Raw genomic sequence first — 20,483 nt, 5'->3', positions numbered from 1 at the left:
ATGCGAACGGGACTGTTCTTCTAAAAAGGACAGTGCAGTCGTTTCATTCTAATTGGAGGTTTAATGATGGCGAAAAGAAAATTAGTAGTTATCGGAAACGGGATGGCGGGCGTTCGTTGTGTCGAAGAAATATTAAATATCGATCGGGATGCTTTTGAAATTACGATCTTCGGCAAAGAGCCCCATCCTAACTATAACCGTATTTTGTTGTCGAAGGTGCTTCAGGGCGACACCACCATACAAGATATTACGATCAATGATTGGCAGTGGTATGAAGACAATCATATTCAGCTTTTTACGAACGAAACGGTAACGAATGTCGATATTGAGCGCAAGAAGATCCTTACCGAGTCCGGGAAGAGCGTCAAATACGACGAGCTTATCTTCGCTACAGGTTCCTTGCCTTTTATGCTGCCTTTGCCAGGCGCGAATAAACAGGGCGTTACAGCCTTTCGGGATATCCGCGATTGTGAAACGATGGTTGAAACCTCGAAAAGCTATGGAAAGGCTGTCGTCATCGGCGGAGGTTTGCTTGGCCTTGAAGCTGCACGGGGGCTATTAAACCTCGGCATGCAGGTGGATGTCGTTCATATTTTTGACAGTATCATGGAAAGACAGCTTGACCGAACGGCTGCCAAAATGCTTCAGACGGAGCTTGAAAAGCAAGGAATGCGCTTTTTGCTTGAGAAGCAATCGGAAGAGATTATCGGACGGAGCCGCGTGGTTGGACTAAAGTTCAAGGACGGTACGAAAACGGATGCCGACCTGCTTGTCATGGCTGTCGGCGTCAGACCTAACGTACAGCTGGCTAAGGATGGAAAGATCGAAACGAACCGCGCTATCGTCGTTAACGATTTTATGCAGACGAGTGTACCGAATGTATATGCGGTAGGAGAATGTGCGGAGCATCGCGGCATTGTATACGGTTTAGTGGCACCGCTCTATGAGCAAGGGAAGGTGCTCGCAAAAACCTTATGCGGATTGGAGAATGAAGGTTACCACGGTTCGGTGCTGGCGACCCAGCTGAAGGTTTCGGGCGTCGATGTATTCTCGGCCGGTGAATTTATGGATAGCGACGAAGTGAAGTCGTTGAAGTGGATCGACGGTATCCGAAGCACCTACAAAAAAATTGTCATACGCGATAATAAAATTGTCGGTGCGGTTCTGTTTGGCGACATCAGCGAGGGTACGAAGCTCTTAGGGATGATCAAGCAGCAGACGGATATCTCCGTCTATGAGAAGGAAATGAATGGGGCTCGCGGACAGGAAGCCGGGGAAGCCGCAATCGCGGCCATGTCCGATAAGGAACTGATCTGCTCCTGTAATGGGGTTTCCAAAGGGACTATTATGCAGGCTATTGGGGAGCAAGGCTTGCAAACGGTCGATGAAGTGAAAAAATGCACGAAAGCATCCAGCTCCTGCGGCAGCTGCAAAACGATGGTCAGCAGCATTTTGGATTATGTGCACCGTCACGGCCTCGGCCAGACCGTGGAGAAAGAAACGGTCTGCGCCTGCACAACGTTTAGCCATGATGAGCTTATGATTGAAATTCAGAACCGTCGTTTTGTTGATACGGCTGAGATCATGACCGCTTTTGATTGGCAAACGGATGCAGGGTGTGAAGTTTGCCGTCCCGCGCTGGATTATTATTTAGGTGTTCATGGAACAGCCGCTCCAACTACGGTCGCATGTGAGCCAATAGGCATCCAAGCAGACGGGACTTATGCGGTTACGCCGAAAATGTATGGAGGCATAACGACACCGGAGCAGCTGAGACAAATCGCGGACATTGTAGAGAAATACGGCATTCCTCTTGTGAAGCTGCTGGAAGGGCCGCAGCTTGGACTGCTGGGTATAGCGGCAGCCGATGTCTCTAACGTCAAGTCGGATTTGGGAATACTGCTTAGCGGACCCGTGTACGGGAAGAGCGTGAGTACAGTCGGATCATGCAGCGGTATCAGCTATGCGGCAGATGCGATGCAGGATTCCATCTCTCTCGGCATCGCTTTGGAGAAGAAGCTGGAGAGCGCGCAATTGCCGCATGAAATAAGGATTGGCGTATCGGCCAGTCCCCATAACCGCGCGGGTTCGCTAACGAAGGATATCGGAATCGTTGGGGTGCCGGGCGGCTGGGAGATGTATGTAGGCGGCAGCGGCGAACGGCAGGTAAAGCCGGGTCAACTGCTGTGCACAGCCGCGACGGACGAGGAGCTGCTGACGCTTGCGGCTGCTTTCCTTCAATATTACAGAGAAACCGGACACTACGTGGAACGGATGCCGCAATGGATTGAACGAATAGGCCTGCTGCAAATCAGGGAAGCGTTATTCGATCCGTTTCTCTTGCAATTATTAGGAAGCCGCATGGAGGAGGAGCTTTCAGCTTCGCCAGAGCAAGCAAATCAGCAGCCGACAGCTGCAGTAACAAGGTGATCAGATGAAACCATTAAAAGTGATAACCGACAATATGGAATTCGAAGCTGCTGCCGGACATGATCATGTTATGGATACGCAGTGCCCTTTTTGCAGCGTGCAGTGCAAGATGCAGATCGTGGAGCATATCGGCGAGAAGCGGAATACCTATACCGTTCTTCCGAAGCCAAACGCCGCTTCAGAAGGGCGGTTGTGCATCAAAGGGATGAATGCATACCAGCATGCCTTAAGCAGTGAACGTCTTGCTTATCCGATGGCCAAAGTGGATGGGGAATTCGTAAGGGTCAGCTGGGAGGAGGCCTACCGGCTGATTTATTCCAATTTCACGCAATTGGAGCAGCAGTACGGAAGCGATGCGATTGGGGTATACGGCGGCGGATCTCTTACTAATGAATCCGCTTATTTGCTCGGGAAGTTCGCGCGGGTCGCGCTGCGAACCAAATATATCGATTATAATGGGCGGTTTTGTATGTCTGCGGCGGCGTCGGCAGGCAATAAGGCTTTTGGAATTGACCGCGGCTTGACCAACCAGTTGTCCGATATTCCTCTCGCACGGTGCATCATTTTGGCTGGGACGAATATTGCGGAATGCCAGCCCACGCTCATGCCTTATTTTACGAGGGCGAAGGAGAATGGGGCTTTCATCATAGCGATTGATCCTAGAAATACGGGTACGACCGAACTAGCGGATTTGCATTTAAAGGTGAAGCCGGGGATGGATGCCGCTTTAGTCAACGGCATGTTAAAAGTGATCGTAGACGAAGGTTATGTGGATGAAGGCTTTGCGAAGGAACGGACAAATGGTTTTGACGAGCTAAAGGAGCATCTAGGGAACGTTGACTTAAACGATATCGCAGAGATGACAGGTGTTCCGCTGGATCTAATTCGCGGGGCTGCTGAAGCATTTGGCAAAGCAGCAACCGGAATGGTGTTTACCGCAAGGGGAGTAGAGCAGCAGACAGATGGGTACATGGCTGTGCGTAATTTCCTGAATATGGCGTTGATTACCGGGAAAATAGGGAAAGAAGGCTGCGGTTACGGTGCGATTACCGGCCAAGGAAACGGTCAAGGGGGCAGAGAGCACGGTCAAAAGGCGGATCAGCTTCCGGGCTACCGATTGATTGAAAATCCGGCAGATCGTGCCTATATCGCAGAAGTATGGGGCGTGCAGCCTGATGATTTGCCTGGAAAAGGCGTCTCTGCTTATGAAATGATGGAAAAAGTCCATGAAGAGGAGATACGTGCGCTGTTCGTCATGGGCTCTAATCCGATCGTATCCAATCCGAACGCCAACTTTGTGGAAGAGGGGCTGCGTAAGCTGCAGTTCCTTGTGGTAGCGGACATGTTCCTCTCGGAAACGGCAAGGCTGGCGGATTTGATATTGCCTACGTCCTCGTATTTGGAGAATGAAGGCACGTTAACCAACCTGGAAGGCCGTGTCCTATTGCGGGAGGCTAGTCGTGTTGTTTCGGATGAAGTGAAGCATGATTGGGAGATCCTGTGCGGCATTGCCCAAACGCTGGGGAAAGAATCGTATTTCTCCTACACAGCGGCGGAACAAATCTTCGAGGAGCTCCGTGTTGCGAGCCGCGGGGGAATTGCTGATTATTATGGCATCACCTATGACCGGCTGCGGAAGGAAGAAGGCGTTTATTGGCCTTGCCCAAGCCTGGACCACCCAGGTGAAAAACGATTATTCGAGACGTCGTTTGCGCATCCAAGCGGTAAGGCGGATCTGATTGCGGTAGAAAATCATTTTCCCGCCGAGCAGGTTAGCGGGGAGTTTCCTTTGTATTTGACAACCGGTCGGGTGCTCTCGCATTATTTGACAGGTGTTCAAACCCGGAGAAGCCATACACTGGCGGCGCGCAGCTTTGAATCCTTTATGGAAATCCACCCGGCGACGGCCCAAAAGTACCGGATTGAGGATAACTCTTTAATACGGCTGGAATCGAAGCGGGGAGGCATCGTAGTCCGCAGCAAGCTGACGAGGGAGATCCGCGAGGATACGGTTTTCGTGCCCATGCATTGGGGCGATATTCAAAATGTTAACAAAATTACGAATCAAGCGCTTGATCCGACATGCAGAATGCCTGGGTTTAAAGTTTGTGCGGTTAACGCAAGGCCCCTTGTAGAATCCGTATAAAATAGTCAGCCATCTTTGAGTGTTAAACAGATGAAGCCCCAAGGGACGCAGTCCTTTGGGGCTTTTTGCGCACTGCGAAAAAATGAATAGGTTTATGTGTCCGATGCTAATTTCTCTACTAAATTCTCTATACTCTGCTCTTCGTCTTAAGCCGTCCAATTGTTGCGACTCGTGCTTTTTTGCGGGAATATTTATTTTTCATTCTTGTTTTCTTGCTAGGCATGCTAGATACAAATGCTTTCGTGCCCATTAATGAACCTACCATCTTGAAAGCCGGCTGGATCTGTTGAAAGATGCCCCAAAATTGCTGGACCTTTCCCATTATTGACATGATTCCATCAAACCCGCCGAGTCGTGACGACGCCGTATTTTCTCGTTCTATCGATTGCGAATAGGAAAGGTCTGCTGGTTCCGTCAGGTCGGGACCACTTAATGGCTCACTTTCAGCAGGAAGAAATTCACTTGTACGGACTCTTTTCATTTTCTTCACTTCTACCACATTCCTTTTCTCCAGTAGTATTCTGACGATTCATAAGCTAGTCTCCTAAAGAAGGCTCGTAAAAAATCAAAACAGCTATTTTCAGACCATCAAGAGGAGGGTATACGTATTCTGAACACAGGCTCACGTCAGAGTATATTTTAAGATATGTTTCGTTTTAGCAGCTTGTTTGTGTGTTTGCTACAGTAACAATCTTCCAGTGTCATAAGTCTATTTGATAGGGTAATAAAACAATCCCGGATACCAAAAAAACCGGAAGGCGGACACTTTGATCAAAGTGTTCATCTTCCGGTTTATCGAAATCTTCCGTTATCGCTAATTTTGCTCGAATCCGCCTATACGCCCCGTTCTTTATGGGCAGGAAGAAAGTCCTCATCCCATTTATATCTCTCGTTGTAAATGCTCATAACCTCTTCGTATAAAGGTCCGAAGCTTGATTTCGGACTGCTCTCAATGATTCGGTAAAGCCGCAGAAAACGATCTTTGGGAAGCTTGCGCGCATATCGCATAATTAAATAAGGATAGAGCGTAAGGTAACGCTTCATCCGGACCGCGGCGCCGGTAACGCCGACTAGTATGCTTTCGCCATGCTCCATTTTCAGAATATGGCCTTCATGAAGCAAAATATAACGGAAAGTATTTTCCTTCAGCAGGTCACGCCTGATCTTTGCGAGTTCGCCGATATATTCGACAAGATCGGGATTAAAATGGTCCATAAGCAGAGGTTCCAGCATAAGGTCCATGTCCTTGCGCAGCACGAACGATTGAAGCAGCAATATCTGCTCGATCCGAAGCTGGTCGGTATGAACGAGAGCGCCGATTTCCCGCAGCATCTCATAAGCGAGCGGTTTATCGCCGCTATGAAACACTTTTATGGCCGTTTCCCGGTCATTGGCAAGGCCGGCTACAAGGGGATAAGCCTCCCTGTGAAATAATTTTTCAAGTTCTAAGCGCAAAAGTGCAGGGGTCGACCGTCTTTGCATCGTCCATAATAGAGCGAGTAGCGCCGCGCCTCCTATAGCGAGCACTATAGTCTGCATCGTTGAACCGCTCATCACTAGACCGACGGCCGTTATGAGCAGCACGGTGAGCCGTGATCCCCACAGCGACCGCCGCAGCGTGGAGGCAGCCAATTCTTCCGCTTTTTGCAGGGCGGCTTTACCGCATACAGGACATTCCGTTTCGCCGAGTACAGTAAAATGTCTGCAGCGCCGGCAAATTTTAAGCTTATCGTAAGGATAGCGTGTTTTAATATAAGGGGTAAGTAGTATCGGCAGCTTGTTCATCATTCGCGATCACGCTGCCCGCTGCTTTTTAAAATAGATAAGACAAGCTTATTCAGCTGCTCTGGAGACGGGGCCCTTCTCCGGCGAGAGCGGTAGCTGATGATGCTGATCATGACAAAAAGAAACACTAGCCCGAGACAGACGTATGTAACCATGTGCTGTTCCTCTCTTACAGTAAAAGTGATTTCTGAAAATCTATCAGGTATACTTAATTTATAGTATACCATTTTACTGGAAGCAGTGACTAACAGTGACTATTGGACTATCAGGATAGATCAGTTCGTCCCATTACAAAGGAGTACAAATATGAATCGATTTAAACGTTTTTCACGTCAACTAATATTCGCTTCCGCCGTTCTGCTGCTGCCATTCGGCAGCTATTCCACAGCGAATGCTGCCCAGGGGGCTTCTCAAATCGATGCGGTGCTGGTGCTCGATGTCAGTAATTCTATGAGCGCAAGCGACCCGGGTAAAATCGGCAATGAAGCGATGAAGATGTTCATCGACATGCTCTCGACACAGGGCGATCGGGTCGGAATCGTAGCCTATACCGATGAGATTCAGCGTGAGAAGGCGCTGCTTGAAATCCAGTCTTCAGCGGATAAAGAGAATTTAAAGGGCTTCATCGACCAATTGAACCGCGGCGCCTACACCGATGTATCAGTTGGAGTAAAGGAAGCCGTGCAAATATTGGATGACGGAGCTGATCCTAACCACGAGCCAATGATTATTTTGCTGGCTGACGGCAATAACGACTTTAATGAAGATTCAGGCCGCACAAAGGCCCAGTCCGACGCCGACATGGAGAAAGCCATTAAAGAAGCGAATGACAACGATGTACCGATCTACACGATCGGGCTGAATGCGGACGGAAAATTAAACAAGGAAGCGTTGGCCGAGCTTTCGGATCTGACCGGGGGCAAATCGTTCTCGACCAACTCGGCGGATGATCTGCCGCAGATCCTGAGCGAGATTTTTGCCAGCCATCTCGACTTGAACGTGGTACCTGTTGATTCGATTACCGCGGACGGAAGTTTTCAAAACGTGAAAATTAACGTTCCCAACTCGAATGTATTGGAAGCGAACATTTCCATCATGTCTTCGCAACCTGTCGAAGCTAAGCTGGTTGACCCATCCGGCAACGCCGTTGCCATTCCATCGGATGAGATCCTGCTGTCAAAGTCGAAGAGCTATTCCTTGATTAAGCTGCTAAAGCCGGCCGAGGGCGATTGGACGCTGCAGGTAAAAGGCGTGAATCGCGATAAAATCGACATCAATCTAATCTTTAACTATGATTTGAGCTTGGCATTGGACCCGCTTACCAAAACCGCCTACTCGAAGGGCGATTCCGTTAAATTCAGCTCTTACTTAGTCAGCGGCGGACAGAAGCTGAAGGATGAAGCGCAGTACAGCAACATGAGCGCGGCTTTGCTCGTTAAAGATTTGGACACGGGTACAACCAAGGAAGTGCCGATGGAAAATGCGGGCGATCATTTTGAAGGATCGTACAAAATTGAAGAAGAGCACGACTATGAGATCAAAGTAAAGGCGGAGGAGGAAAGCTTCTTCCGTGAAACCGATGCGGTAACGATTACGGCTAAGGCAGGTGGAACGGGTCAGACAGCACCGACCCCGCCTGCAGACGAAGCAAAGAAGCCATTCCCTACTGTGCCAGTCATAATAGGTGCATTAGGATTAGCGGCATTGCTTGCAGCGGCGTATTTCATCATGCGCATTCTGAAAAAAGCGAACCGCGGCTTTGTCGGCCAGCTCGTCATTGAAATCCGGGATGAGAATACGGGTGACAAAACATCGCCGCAGTACAAGAAGCTGTCCGCCTTCAAGGGCAAGCTGATGCTTCATCAGCTGCTGCAGCTGGCGCCTGAGCTGAAGGAAACGGAGAAAGTTATTTTTAAACCCGGCAGCAACGACCGCATCACGCTGCAAAACGCTTCCTCATGCACAATCGAGAAATCGGGTCGGGCGATCGATGCAACTCGTGAGTTTGAAATGAAGAGCGGAGACCGCATTACGGTTTCGCTAAAGCAAGTGGATAAAACGATCTTTATCGAATATCTCGTTTAAATAGAGCCATGGAGGGAACAAACAATGAAACCAATCGTTAGAGAACATATACAGCAGCTCGACGTTTCGCTGGGCGGAGGCATTGTCAGCGAGAAAATCCGGGTAGATACCATCGATAACCCGATTTTGATTATTGGACTTGGAGGTACCGGCATTGATGCTTTGCTGCGCCTCAAATACCAGATTAACCGCCGCTTTAAGCTGCCGGAGGATCCGGTCTCGAAGAGAAAGCGTGACAAGCCCGACAACGTAGAGTTTCTTGCTTTCGAAACGAATGAACAGGATCGCAATAAAAAGTATAAAGGCATCGGTCTCGACCCGATTAATGAATTCGTACTGCTGTCCAATGCAGAGGTCGGTGGGCTGCTGCAAAACCGCAGTATTTTGGAGCCGTACATTACGGATTGGCTGTCCCCGGAGCTGAGCATCACCGACGGGATGAACGGCGCGGCAGGCGTACGCCAAGCTGGGCGGCTGCTGCTGTTTACGAAGATCAACCAAGTCGTTCAAAGCATCGACAAAAAAATCAAGACGCTTTCCGTCGGCACGAATAAGAAGCTGATGGTATTTCTGCTCACCGGCTTATCGGGCGGAACGGGCAGCGGCTGCTTCCTTGATATTTCATATATCGTCAGAGGCATTATCGAGCGCGACCACGGGGCTGCAGGCATCGACCGGGTGAACACGCTGGGTTACCTTTTCACGCCGGATATTAACCTCGCGAACAAAAGCTTGAGCGACCATACGCGCGAGTACATTAAGAAGAACGGCTATGCGGCACTGAAGGAATTGGACTATTGGATGAACGTGGACGGCAGGGGAGAGCGGTTCAAGCAGCAGTACGGCAGCATTCTGTCCGTTAATTCGCCGCTTCCGCCGTTTAATCTATGCCATCTCATCTCTGCGACCAATGCGGAGGGCAAGCTGCTCGAAAATGCTTACGATTACTGCATGAACGTAACGGCTGAGAACATTACGAACTTTATTTCAAGCGAGGAAAAACAATCCGGCGAGGAATTCGCCATTCATGACTATATCAGCAACATTCGGACGAATATCGCCCAAATGAACAAGATGTATCCGGCTAACTACGACTATAACATTATCGGGGCTTCTTCGGCCGTGCTGCCCATCGAGGAAATGACGACTTATTTAGCTTACCGGCTCTTTAACAAGATGGACAAAATGTTCGAGAAGGCGCCATCCCAGGATGATGTGGAGAAGTTTGCGCGCAAGCTAGGCATCGACCTCGAAACGATGATGAAGACTTTCGATTCACGCGTGCCGGAGCCGCTTCCGGGCTTTGAGAACAGCGAGCGCCTAAGCTACAATAACGTGGTGAAGCTGCAAGCGGTGAACATGGATACCGAACTGGAGCAAAACTTTCTGGCCCGTGCGAGAGAGGAATATATTAAAGCGAAAAAACAGTTACCGGGTGAAATCGTCGGCCAATTTACCGATCAAATTCGCCGTACGTTCCTGCATCCGGAGCAGGGACCGTTCTATGTATCCCGTCTCTTATATACTGAAAAAGGCTTCTGCTTGCTGAAGATGCTGCTCTCTTACATAGAGACGCTTCGCGAGGGATTGCTGCGGCTTCCGAGAGAAATCGAAGCGGCAAGGGAGCAAGCCGAAGAACGCATGGGCGACGCGAAGAGCGCGTTTGTATCGAAGGACAAGAAGAAAAACAACTATATTGAAGCGAAAATCAATGAGTACTGGCTGCATGCCGACGTGGAGCGCATGGAGCAATTAATCGAATTTTACGAGGATTTGCATCAGCTGCTCAACAACGAGAACAACCGGATCTACAATGTGTTCACCGAAATATTAAACGTGCTGAATTCGATCTTTGCCAAAAACGGGGATCTGCTCACGAACGGCGAAGAGCAGGCTGATCATAAAGGAAACAAAACGTATTATTGGAATATCGTCGGAGTGCCTGATATTTCCGATGTCATCAGCCGTTTAATGGATAAGAAGGACGGCGACGATCTGATTAGGGACTTTACGCAGGAGCTGCTTGACCATTCCAACCTATGGGTGAAGGAGCAAGAAATCGATATCGTCAGCTCGATCTCGGAATTTCTGACCGATAAATTCGGAGACCTGATTACGAAATCGATGGAAGAGTTTCTCGTTATGAAGTACGGGAATGACGAGTCGATTGAGAAGTTTGTCGAGCGCCATATTGCGAGCAAGCTGGACGAAGAAGCAGTGCCTGTATTCCATCTCAGCAACAGCTCCGGCAATTTGCATGTGCCGTCATGGGGATTCGTTTCGGTACCTGTGCAGGCTCCTAGTATTTTGCGAGGCATTCGTAACTACCAAAATAACTCGATCGGTAAATCCCATTTCACGATCAAGGAAAGCGAAGTCAAAAACCGGATTTTCTGGCTGAATACAAGAAACGGTGTACCTCTGTTCGTCTATACGCCGCTCAAGGTATATGAGGAAAGCTATGAAAGGACGATTTTGGATAAGGAAGGCATCGGGCGCCATTTGGTGCAAACCGATCGCAACAACTGGACGTACCTGCCGTCTCCGATCCCTGAAAAGTCATGGGGAGATACGTACGTCAATCCGCGCGTTCAAAGCTATAACGCAAGGGTTCGCGCAGAATTTGCCAAAGCGGAGAGCTTCCGTATTATTACGGAAAAGAGCATCGATCATAATACGAGCAGCCGTTATGAGGTTCGCTACACGAAGCCATTCCAGCTCGCTGATCTATTGAAGCCTTTCAATATGCAGCTGGATGCGGCCAAGCCGAATTTAGGCGAGGTTAAAAGAGCCTTAAACGAGCTTAAACGCCTCCTTTCCGATGGATTGGAGCTTCAATCGACAAAAGATATATTCGGAAGCTTTACAGAGGAGCTGGCGCAGGAAAACCTGATCCGCTCTCCGGAGCAGCTAAGGCTTGTACGCGAGGAATTAGCGAAATACGAGTCGATTTCGGCCAAGGCTTACGAGCTTGAGCAGCTGCTGCTTCTCCATCAGGGCGAGGAGAAATGGCTTGAACAATTTATCGAGGCTCTGTACACGGATACGATCTGCAAGAAGGGTGCGCTTTACGTATATGACCGTGATCCCGAGGAGGACGCATGGTCTCCCTTCGCTAATTTAATGAAGAGCAGCAGCTATGTCGAGCATGAGGTGTTTGAGAGCTTCCGCCGGCTTGATGAGAAGAGCCGCAGCACGCTTATGCGCAAAGCGGCGCGCAGAGTAACGGAATTGACAGCGACGGAGGACACCACCCTTTTACTGAACAAGCTGGAGGAACTGTTTGGCGTATTCCTAGATGCGCGCGAGCGGCTCGAATACGAGAAAGTGGAGCTGGCAAACGGCGAGGAGCTGCACCGGTTCTATAAAGAAATGACTTCAAAACTAAATGAAATCAGAAGAAAGTTGAAATAGAGATGAGAGAATTGTTGGATCGATTCGCGGCTGACTATTCAGCCGCCGAACATAAGCTAAGAGGTCTAGAGGATGATCAGAGCAGTATCCATTATCCAACCGTCTTTCTGTTCGTAGGTGATGAAGCGGGACATGCGATTGAGCCGATGATACTCTCGAACGAGTTGAAATGGGATAACAATGCTGGTGTTATCTATCTGCATGTATCAACGAGTGAAGGAAAGGACGGCACCCAGAAAAGCGAGCAGATCGGCTCTGCGTCAGCATCATCCGAGGCCGGCAAAAACCGCTCAGCTCCAAAGGTTTTCCGTGCAGCATTGACTGGGCTTTCTGCGGACCAAAGCGAGAAGAGAACGGTACGCAAAGATATCGGGGCAGCCTTCCGTGAGGAGGGCCGACATCTGATCGAGCTCAACAGGTCGTTGAGGCAGGTTAGTGATACGATTGCGGATTATGGCCGATTGTATGCCTCCTTCGACCGGCTTCACCTTGCTGTCATTACGAGGGTAGATGATCCAATGAATATCCTTATCCCTGAAATCTCGCTGCTTGCGCAATCTATTTTCCTGCAGTTGTTCAAATCCGTTCAGATGGATTTGTATGCCTTGATTAATGAACGGGAGCAGTCGGAGACATTCGGTTATGCGGGTGCGGCGGGAATCGGCTTCCTGCGCGAACTGGAAGGAATGCAGCGGCCGGAATTTACGTTCTCCGCGAAGCTTCAGGTTACGGGCGACGGACTTGCTATTCCCGTCGAGCATAAGCAATCTCCGCTATTCGATCTCGTCTATCTGTTATCGGACCGTAACGAGCGGGGGATGACAACTCTTAACGGCATGCAGGATAATTATGAGATGATTTGCCGTATTCTGCTGTTGAAGAACAGGAAGCGGAAGGAAGCCCTCGTTCAATCCAACGACGGAAGCTATAACAATGCCTCGTTCAGAAACAGCCTGATGGCTGAATCCGGAAGGCAAGGTTTCGTTTCAGCCGGGCTAGCCCAGGTGAAACGACCTACTTACGCGATTGCATTAACTGTGCTGTACCATTTATTCGAGCTGCTCATTGCGCGTCTTCAAAACGCGCCTGCGCTGGACAATAAGGAAAAATTGGCATTTTTTGGGCTTGATGACGCTACGATGGAGGCACGGGTAGCTCAAATCGTTCCTGGCGAGGACAAGCTTGCTGATATGACGGGCCTCCTAACGAGCGGCGTCCGTTTTGAACAGCTTCGCCGCATGTCCCTGCGTGAGGCGGAGGAGGCTTTGTTTGGCGATGGCTGCGCATTGTTCTTCCGCAAGCATTTCATCGAGGCAGCCGGCATGCGGCTGAGTGAGCTGAAAGCAGCGGAGGAGCTGCGGCGCTTCATTGCCCGAAATAGCAAAGAACAACCGAGGATCTGCTTCTATCAGGTGTCCGAGTGGACTGACGAAAATGTGGACGGCAGCGTTCTGAACGCGGTTCGCGCCCGCATACGCGAGTTGGCCAGAGAAATCGGAATTGCAGGCGAAGAGCTTGAACGTACCCGAGAAGCGCGTGTCGAAGACCTGAAATTTCAAAGGCTTCCGTTTATGGATAAGCAAAATGTACGCTCCTTTATTCGCGCTTTTTTCGATACGGTCTATCGGCAGCAATGGCAGCTGCTGCGGCTGGAGACAGAGCTTGCAATGTACCGAAAGCTCGTTTCCTTGCTGGAACAGCTTCATGAGGGATACCGGTCGAGAGTGCGGCAAATGAATGCGCTGGAGGGAGAACTTAAGGCGGCTGCCTTGCAAAGTATTCGTTCAGCCGATGATTATATCGGGCAAAACGTTTTTGAATATTACGAGCGAGTTACCGAAGGCGTTATGAAAGAAATAGCAGAAAAGCGCGGCGAAGAGGTATTATTCGAAGAACGTTTCGTTGGTAATGTGACCGAGCTGCTGGAACAAGGGGATCATCTCCTCTTAGAGCGATTGATCGATGTTTGCCGCAAGCACATCTTAACGGCTGATCCGTTCAACCAGAGCTTCGAGGAGGAATTGCTGCTGCGGGCGAACGTTTCTGTGGCCTACAGCAACCGAAAAGCTTTATCCAGGGATGAGTTGTTTCAGCAGCTTTACCGTACGCTGGAAGATAATGCAGCCATTAATATCCGGCTCCTCGACTACACCCATGAGCATCGCTACGAGGAGAAGTATTTGTTTGGAGATCGTGAGAGCGAGTTTATCCGCTTTGCTCTGGGCGTTGACGAAACGACACGAATCTACAAGCTGGGCTGCGTGCACGAGAGGCGCAGCAGCGGAGTTGAAAAGCTGAATTTGATGGGCGGCTTTCATTTAGAGGATTTGATGTATTACAGAAACGGCAAGGTATACTATGAAACCTATTTACAGAACGGGTATGAATTTCATGCGCTTGATCCAGCCTTTCTGCCGGAGCTGCGCTGACCGGCAAACATTGATCATTGCAGCGGTCCAATAGCAAGCAGAAAGGGTGCTGTCCACATGCAACGAAAAATAAACGTGATCCTTCTATTGTTCAGTTTAATAGGAGGCGTATTGGGATTTGCGATCGGCGAGCTTGTGCTGGGCAAGCTGTCAGAGGGCTGGCCGCGCTTCGTCATCGTCGGTCTCTATTTTGGAATCATTGCTTTGTGCATAGGGCTGTCCTGCCTGATTGCAGAATTAATAGCGCCTCGCTTGAACGGGGCATCTTGGCGGCAGCGCTATACAGATTTATCCTGGAAGCTGCTCGTGCCGGCAACGCTAGCAATGCTTTTCGTAGTAGGCGGACTGGTACAGCTTATATACGGCCTTCAATTTGGCGGTTCGAAGCCGGTAAAGGATATCGTGCTTGTTATCGATAATTCGGGAAGCATGCTCGAGACCGATCCAGATAACGAACGGTACGCAGCAGCGAAGCAGCTAATCAGCAATATGGAGAGCGATAATCGTGTGGCTGTGGTCGTCTTTCATGATACGGCGGAACTGCTTCAGCCTTTTGCCAGCGTAGGCACGCAGGCTGAGAAGGATCAGGTAAATGCAGCGATCGATGCGCTCGAACCGACAAACGGAGGAACGAACTTCAGTCTTGCTTTGGCGGAATCGATGAAAACGATCATGGGCAAGGAAAACGGACGACGCGGCACGATGGTTATCCTGCTGTCGGACGGCTTTAGCGAATCCAGCCTCGAGCAGCAAATTGCGGATTACCAAGCACAGCAAATTGCCGTGAATACAGTGGGTCTAAGCGTTGTTGATGCTAGAGGAGCAGACTTGCTGCAGGATATAGCCGATTCGACGGGCGGGAGCTACTATGACGTAACGGAAGCGAACGGGATTTCACTCGTATTCCAAAATATCTACGATAAGCTTGATAAGCAGACACTCCTTACGGAGCGTACGGGTAAGGCGGCCGATAGTACGTTTTACACTATTCTGCGTATTTTATCGCTCGGCATAATCGGTGCTGCAATCGGCGTGTCACTCGGTTTGCTGTTCGATAATCGTTTTTTGGCGGTAAGCTTTGGGGCGGGCGGCATCGTCGGCGGCTTGCTGGCGGGTCTCATCCTGGACTTCGGCTTGTCTGGCCAAGTTCTTACAGACGCGTTCTCCCGACTAGCTGCCGTGCTCGTGCTTGCGGCAATCATCGGATTATTCACGCTGATTGTTCCCATTCGGGACAATAACGCGCCAAAGGCGCGCGGAGGCGGAAGGAAAAGCGGCATCAATGGCCGATCCTCCGCTGGTATGGGCGAACGAACGAAGGATAGCCGCAGCCATGGATTTTAATGAATGCGGGAGGCGGATATAAATGCGGTTTACCGATGCAGAGGACGGTTCTCCAGCCATCAGCKGCTTGACTCGAATGATCGAGGAGGAYCGCTGCACGCTGCGCTGGATTTGGCCAAGCGACATAGAAGCGGTTTACATTAGTAGAGCAGCTGCCGATAAGGCAGCTGATGGAAATAGAAACAGTGACCAATTAAAGCTGTACACGAAAGCAGAGTATAAAGCGAATAACGGCTACCACAGCCGAATCGAAGGCGTCGGCATATTTGTCTACACGGTATATGCCTGTCAGGAAAGCATTGCCGGTCCGCAGCTCATCATTCAGCCGAGTAGCGAGAACAGTATAGAAATCAGTGCGGGCAGAGCAAAAATTCAATACTCGATTTCAAACAAAAGCGGTTTTTTTAGCAAGTTCAAAAAGGTTCAAATTCAGGTGACGAGCGAGGTTCCGATTGCGAAGGATGTGCTTTGCTATGTGAAAAAGCAGGGCAGCTACCCCGCAAATAAAGAAGACGGCATGTTATATCCGTTTGTTGCTCCATTTGAGGCAGGAAAAAATGTTTTACCTGCCATAGAAATCGGCAAACAGGATTTTATACGATTGTTTTTCACCGACGGTCGAACCTACGGGCAAATGTACGAATTGATTTCAGTATAAAGGAGGATGATCGCATGGGCATTTTCGATCTTTTCAAAAAAAAGCCGGAAGCGAAGCAGCGTCCGTTGTTTTACGATATTGTCTGTCCCTACTGCTTTAGTAAATTCACGCCGGAAGAAGTCGTTTTTCGCGCTGCCCATTCCCGTGAGGATGATGAGGATTATGCGCTGGGAGAAGACGAGGCGCTGAACAAATACCGCGAACGCTTTGGCCTCGATTCCGTGCATGATATGGAAGCGGTGCTCCGTCCGCAGGACGTGCCGGAAGAGCACCGGGTATATTCCGACCATGTGCTGATCGGACTCAATGACCGTTACGGCGAGCTGACCCGCAGAAGGCTTTGTCCGAAATGCCATAACGAGCTTCCGGTAACGGCAGGCAAGGTGCCGAGCAATATTATTTCCATAATCGGCGCATCGCAGGTAGGCAAATCGGTGTATATGACCGCATTAATCCATACGCTTCAGAATACGACGGCAGACCATTTCAATGCAGCCTGCATGCCGCYCAACGCGGAGATCAGCCGCAAGTTCCGGACCAATTACGAGGAGCCGCTATTCGAGCGCGGCGACCTGCTTGAATCTACCCAGAAGGAGAAGATGCAGGAGCCGTTTATTTTCCAATTCGTGTTTAAAGATGATTCCAAACCGCCGCTCACGCTCGTGTTTTTTGATGTGGCGGGCGAGGGTATGGTGGAGCAGGATTACCTTGGCCTGCACGGCCAGCATATTAAAAACTCGGCAGGTATCCTGCTGATGGTGGATCCACTGCAAATCCGCTCGATCCGGGAGAAAATTAGAATAAAATTGGGTGACAAGCCTGGAGAATGGGTCTCCCAATACGATGAGCCGCGCGACGTCGTGCTGACGATGTTCGGCGATTTCATCGCTTATCAGGAAAACAACAAAACGGATATACCGACTGCCGTCGTGCTGACGAAGAGCGATATGCTTCATTCGCTGAAGGACGAGGATGGCGAATACATTAAATCAAATAGCAATATTTTCAACAATATGGTGCATCGGAATTATTTTAACCTAACGGAATTTGAAAATATCGATGGAGAAATCCGCCGCTTTATCGAGAAGGTCGACCGGCCGTTCAAGGGTACGATGGATGTCTATTTCAAGGATACGGCTTATTACGCAGTATCCGCTCTCGGCAGCAATCCCGTGGATCAGAAGCTGCAAACCGTCGTTAGTCCAATCCGTGTGGACGAGCCTTTCATCTGGCTGCTATATAAGCTGAACTACATTGAGGGGAGAAGAGAATAGTGCGCGATTTCACGCCCCGCAGGATGATCCAGCAGCAGATGTACGCACGGGAGAGACGCGGTATTTTCAGATCCACGGAAGGTTATGACACGATAGCCAAATCAAGCGGTTTAGATCCAGCTTTTATCAAAAAAACACTCCACCCGTTTTGCGTTTACGATACGCCGACCGAGCTGGCAGCGCGTGGAGAGAAGGACGGAGCTTTATTTCCCGAGACGATGCATTTGCTCCGACTGGAAAATGGCGACGTTTTGCTGGGACGAAGCGTCTATCAAGCAGCGGATTTCACGGGCCTTCGCAGCGCGTTTTTTACGCATAACTATATCATCCCGGCTGGTTACAGCAATGAGTCCTCAAATGAGTATAAAAGCTGGCTTCATGCTTCCTTCGCTGACGGTTATGATATCGAAAACGGTACGGAGCTGCCGGAATTAGCTGTCCTTCCGATCCAAGCAGCCTCTGCCGTGAAACCGTCTAATCATTCCATATTAGCGCTGCTGAACATTGGGGAGCAGCCTTTTAAACAGCTATTGTACGCCGTGATGTCGGCAATTAGCGGCAAGAAGAAGATTTACGTCGCCCTTGACGTTCCGATTGCACAGCTGCCGGATAAAGCAAAGCAGCTGCTAACGGTGCTTTATGCGAGCTTGCCTTACGCTTACCGCAGGCAGCTTGGGTTTATCACGTATGCGAAGGAGCCCCAAAGCCGCAAATCGGTGCATCTTACGTTCGTGGAGCAGGGTAGTCTGCGCCCAGGAGATCGGAGCATCGAAAAGGATTATACGTTTGATTTCGCAAACGGCCGTATGATGAATGTTGATTTAGACGGAACAGACCAGCCGTTTTTGGATTTTGCATGGGACAACCTGGAGCAGCCTGAGCGTACTGACCGCTTCTTTCACTTTGCGGAGCTGATGCTGGCGGGCATGGAGCGGGAGCGGTATAACGCGGTGGCCAGCTACCACGAGCTGTGCGTGATGTACCAAATCGAGGAAGGCAACGAGTCGCTGTATGAAGAGCATAAGACGGCAGTGCTGCGCGGCTTGCTGGAATATTTGCAGCCATCCGGCGCGCTTCTTTCCAAAATCCGCTTAAATGATTTGTTCCTGTCCCGATTTGATTATGAATTTGATCGCGTACGGCAGGGCATCGTGCCGCAGCCATTCATTGTGGACGTCTTTAAGGATTATTACCGAATTGAAAACTCCAACATCGAAAGTAAGCTGGTCACTTATTATATCCATGCTCTCAACCATGCGGTTAAGCTGAACAAGCAAGAAACGATCGATTCCATTAATGCGGCTATCGAAAGCAATCCTTCTTTAAACAAGGTATTCTTCGCTAAGCTGATGGCTGATTCGAGACTAACAAGCAGCTTGCTAATTCCCTTTCTGGAGAAGAAGCTAAAGGCTGCAGCGGGCGTAAAAAGCATGCTTGAGTTAATTGCCAATTGGGAAAGCGTTCATCCCAGGCTGCTCGGTTATGAACCGTTTCACGAGCTGGCAAGCCAGCAGCTGATGTCAAAGCTGGAACTGGAGCGTTGGTCTCTGCCGGCGGTAAGCAAGGCTTTAGGGCAACTGCACATGTTAGGAAAAGATGCAGGATCACAATTAAGGAAGCAGCCGTCATCTTATGATTACGATGATTTTTATGAGGAACTAGAGCTAACTGCTTACCGGGGGATGCTGACCGAGCTTAATATGGACAGCCTAACCAAAGAGCAACTCGGGCAGGCTGATTTCCTTAGCTATAAGGACCGGCTGCAGCGCTGGAACGGACAGCTGCGGGACCATCGCCACAAATCGGCTGCTCTTGAGCTGCTTGCTCTATATGAGTGCTTGATGCTACCGGAGCCTACGGCGGCCATATTCGGCCGGCTGTCGCCGAACGAAATCGACCGTGTGCAGCAGGCTGGACGCCAGCTTTTGGCAGGACAGCCGGAGCTTGCTGATGCTCCGCGAATCATGCTGTTCTTTCTGCAGAGCTCAGACCTCGAAGCGGTAGATTATGAGGGGCTGCTCGACTATTTGCAGCGAAACGCCCCAAATAAGGAAATGCTGTATCATTTCTTCCAGTGGTCAGAGAAGCATCCTGACTTTATGAGACCCAGAGGCTTCGTTCCGGCCTACGCTGCGGCTGTAGTCGGTTATTTTAAAAACCATGACCGCGATGCGTTCAAAAAACGAGCTAACTGGAAGCAGTATTTCGATAAGGCAAGTCCTTCCCTTACAGCACTGTACAAGCAGGCGGAGCGGGAGCTATCATCGCCGCTTGCAAAGTTCTTTCGCCGGAATCGGAAAGCGACGTTAATTACGAGCATTGCGGGAATAGGCATTATTTCGCTCGTCCTGGGCATCATGCTTTCATTCTCTGATAAGGGGACTTCGAATGGCGAGGGAGCAGCCTTACACGAGGCGCAGCCTACGCCTACGGCTGAAACGGACGTGACTCAGCCGGAATCACTCGTATACGCTGAGGAAACGGAAGCGTCCGAGGGGCAGGAAGCTGCTACCTCCTTGGTGTTTTTATTCAAGAGTGCAGCCGCGTGCGCACTGTTTGCACCAAGTTCATTAACGATAGAGCCGCCTGGCGTCGAAGCTGTAGAATACACGGAGCTGAAGCTGACGCCTGCTTGCAGTTCGGACGTTATCGGTGCTTCGCAAACGCCGGATCCCTCAGCAACGGAAGGGACGGAGTCTAAGGCAACGGCTACGATTCAGCCTGCAGAAACACCGCTTGCAGATAACTTAATTGCTCCTGAGCGAGAAGGCTATACAAGTCGGGTCGATGTAAGCCTTGGCAAATTGGTCGATCTTCCGGCTAACAGCATCATTCGAAACGGAGATAACGAATATAAACTAACGGTGCTGCAGGTGATCGACAAATAACCAAATTTTTTGGGCGCAGCATTGAAGGAT

Annotated in this window: 11 protein-coding genes; 9 read left to right on the top strand and 2 right to left on the bottom strand. The window is 50.0% G+C overall.

The genetic code is table 11. The features are described from left to right. Window positions 1-66 precede the first annotated feature (66 nt). The gene (gene nirB / locus AC1DLI_RS17150) at window positions 67-2,430 is read left to right on the top strand and encodes a nitrite reductase large subunit NirB (protein ID WP_477604580.1); all 2,364 of its coding nucleotides are present in this window, start codon (window positions 67-69) and stop codon (window positions 2,428-2,430) included. 34 nt (window positions 2,431-2,464) lie between these two features. Beyond that, a complete protein-coding gene (nasC, locus tag AC1DLI_RS17145; protein WP_477605052.1) occupies window positions 2,465-4,576 on the top strand; it encodes an assimilatory nitrate reductase catalytic subunit NasC in 2,112 nt (703 codons plus the stop codon). 127 nt (window positions 4,577-4,703) lie between these two features. Here nasC and AC1DLI_RS17140 read toward each other — a convergent pair whose 3' ends face one another. Then, a complete protein-coding gene (locus AC1DLI_RS17140; protein ID WP_477604578.1) occupies window positions 4,704-5,075 on the bottom strand; it encodes a hypothetical protein in 372 nt (123 codons plus the stop codon). A 335-nt stretch (window positions 5,076-5,410) separates the two neighbouring features. Further along, the gene (locus AC1DLI_RS17135; protein ID WP_477604576.1) at window positions 5,411-6,364 is read right to left on the bottom strand and encodes a hypothetical protein; all 954 of its coding nucleotides are present in this window, start codon (window positions 6,362-6,364) and stop codon (window positions 5,411-5,413) included. A gap of 303 nt (window positions 6,365-6,667) precedes the next feature. Between AC1DLI_RS17135 and AC1DLI_RS17130 the strand changes: the two genes are divergently transcribed. The 7 genes from AC1DLI_RS17130 to AC1DLI_RS17100 are packed head-to-tail and all read left to right on the top strand — an operon-like array spanning window position 6,668 to window position 20,453. Then, window positions 6,668-8,446 (top strand): vWA domain-containing protein, encoded by a 1,779-nt coding sequence (locus AC1DLI_RS17130; protein WP_477604574.1) that lies wholly within the window; start codon window positions 6,668-6,670, stop codon window positions 8,444-8,446. A 24-nt stretch (window positions 8,447-8,470) separates the two neighbouring features. Next, on the top strand, window positions 8,471-11,860 hold the full coding sequence (locus AC1DLI_RS17125; RefSeq protein ID WP_477604572.1) for a tubulin-like doman-containing protein: 3,390 nt from the start codon (window positions 8,471-8,473) through the stop codon (window positions 11,858-11,860). Between the two features lie 2 nt (window positions 11,861-11,862). Next, window positions 11,863-14,289, top strand: a complete 2,427-nt coding sequence (locus AC1DLI_RS17120) for a transcription initiation factor TFIID (protein WP_477604570.1) — start codon at window positions 11,863-11,865, stop codon at window positions 14,287-14,289. A 57-nt stretch (window positions 14,290-14,346) separates the two neighbouring features. Then, on the top strand, window positions 14,347-15,633 hold the full coding sequence (locus tag AC1DLI_RS17115) for a vWA domain-containing protein (RefSeq protein ID WP_477604568.1): 1,287 nt from the start codon (window positions 14,347-14,349) through the stop codon (window positions 15,631-15,633). 22 nt (window positions 15,634-15,655) lie between these two features. Then, window positions 15,656-16,291 (top strand): beta-mannanase, encoded by a 636-nt coding sequence (locus AC1DLI_RS17110; RefSeq protein ID WP_477605093.1) that lies wholly within the window; start codon window positions 15,656-15,658, stop codon window positions 16,289-16,291. Between the two features lie 14 nt (window positions 16,292-16,305). Further along, window positions 16,306-17,565: a TRAFAC clade GTPase domain-containing protein gene (locus AC1DLI_RS17105; RefSeq protein ID WP_477604566.1), complete on the top strand. Its 1,260-nt coding sequence runs from the start codon at window positions 16,306-16,308 to the stop codon at window positions 17,563-17,565. After that, complete coding sequence (locus AC1DLI_RS17100; RefSeq protein WP_477604564.1) at window positions 17,565-20,453, top strand: GAP1-N2 domain-containing protein; 2,889 nt, start codon at window positions 17,565-17,567, stop codon at window positions 20,451-20,453. The genes AC1DLI_RS17105 and AC1DLI_RS17100 overlap by 1 nt, the downstream gene beginning before the upstream one ends. Window positions 20,454-20,483 lie beyond the last annotated feature (30 nt).

This window comes from Paenibacillus sp. 01T443 (assembly GCF_056398325.1).
Note: the sequence above shows the minus strand (reverse complement) of the source record. Positions and strands in the feature narration are given on the sequence as shown.

Coding starts and splice junctions, on each gene's coding strand:
- nirB (WP_477604580.1), top strand. CDS start 67: ATGGCGAAAAGAAAATTAGTAGTTATCGGAAACGGGATGGCGGGCGTT.
- AC1DLI_RS17120 (WP_477604570.1), top strand. CDS start 11,863: ATGAGAGAATTGTTGGATCGATTCGCGGCTGACTATTCAGCCGCCGAA.
- AC1DLI_RS17115 (WP_477604568.1), top strand. CDS start 14,347: ATGCAACGAAAAATAAACGTGATCCTTCTATTGTTCAGTTTAATAGGA.
- AC1DLI_RS17130 (WP_477604574.1), top strand. CDS start 6,668: ATGAATCGATTTAAACGTTTTTCACGTCAACTAATATTCGCTTCCGCC.
- nasC (WP_477605052.1), top strand. CDS start 2,465: ATGGAATTCGAAGCTGCTGCCGGACATGATCATGTTATGGATACGCAG.
- AC1DLI_RS17135 (WP_477604576.1), bottom strand. CDS start 6,364: ATGATGAACAAGCTGCCGATACTACTTACCCCTTATATTAAAACACGC.
- AC1DLI_RS17125 (WP_477604572.1), top strand. CDS start 8,471: ATGAAACCAATCGTTAGAGAACATATACAGCAGCTCGACGTTTCGCTG.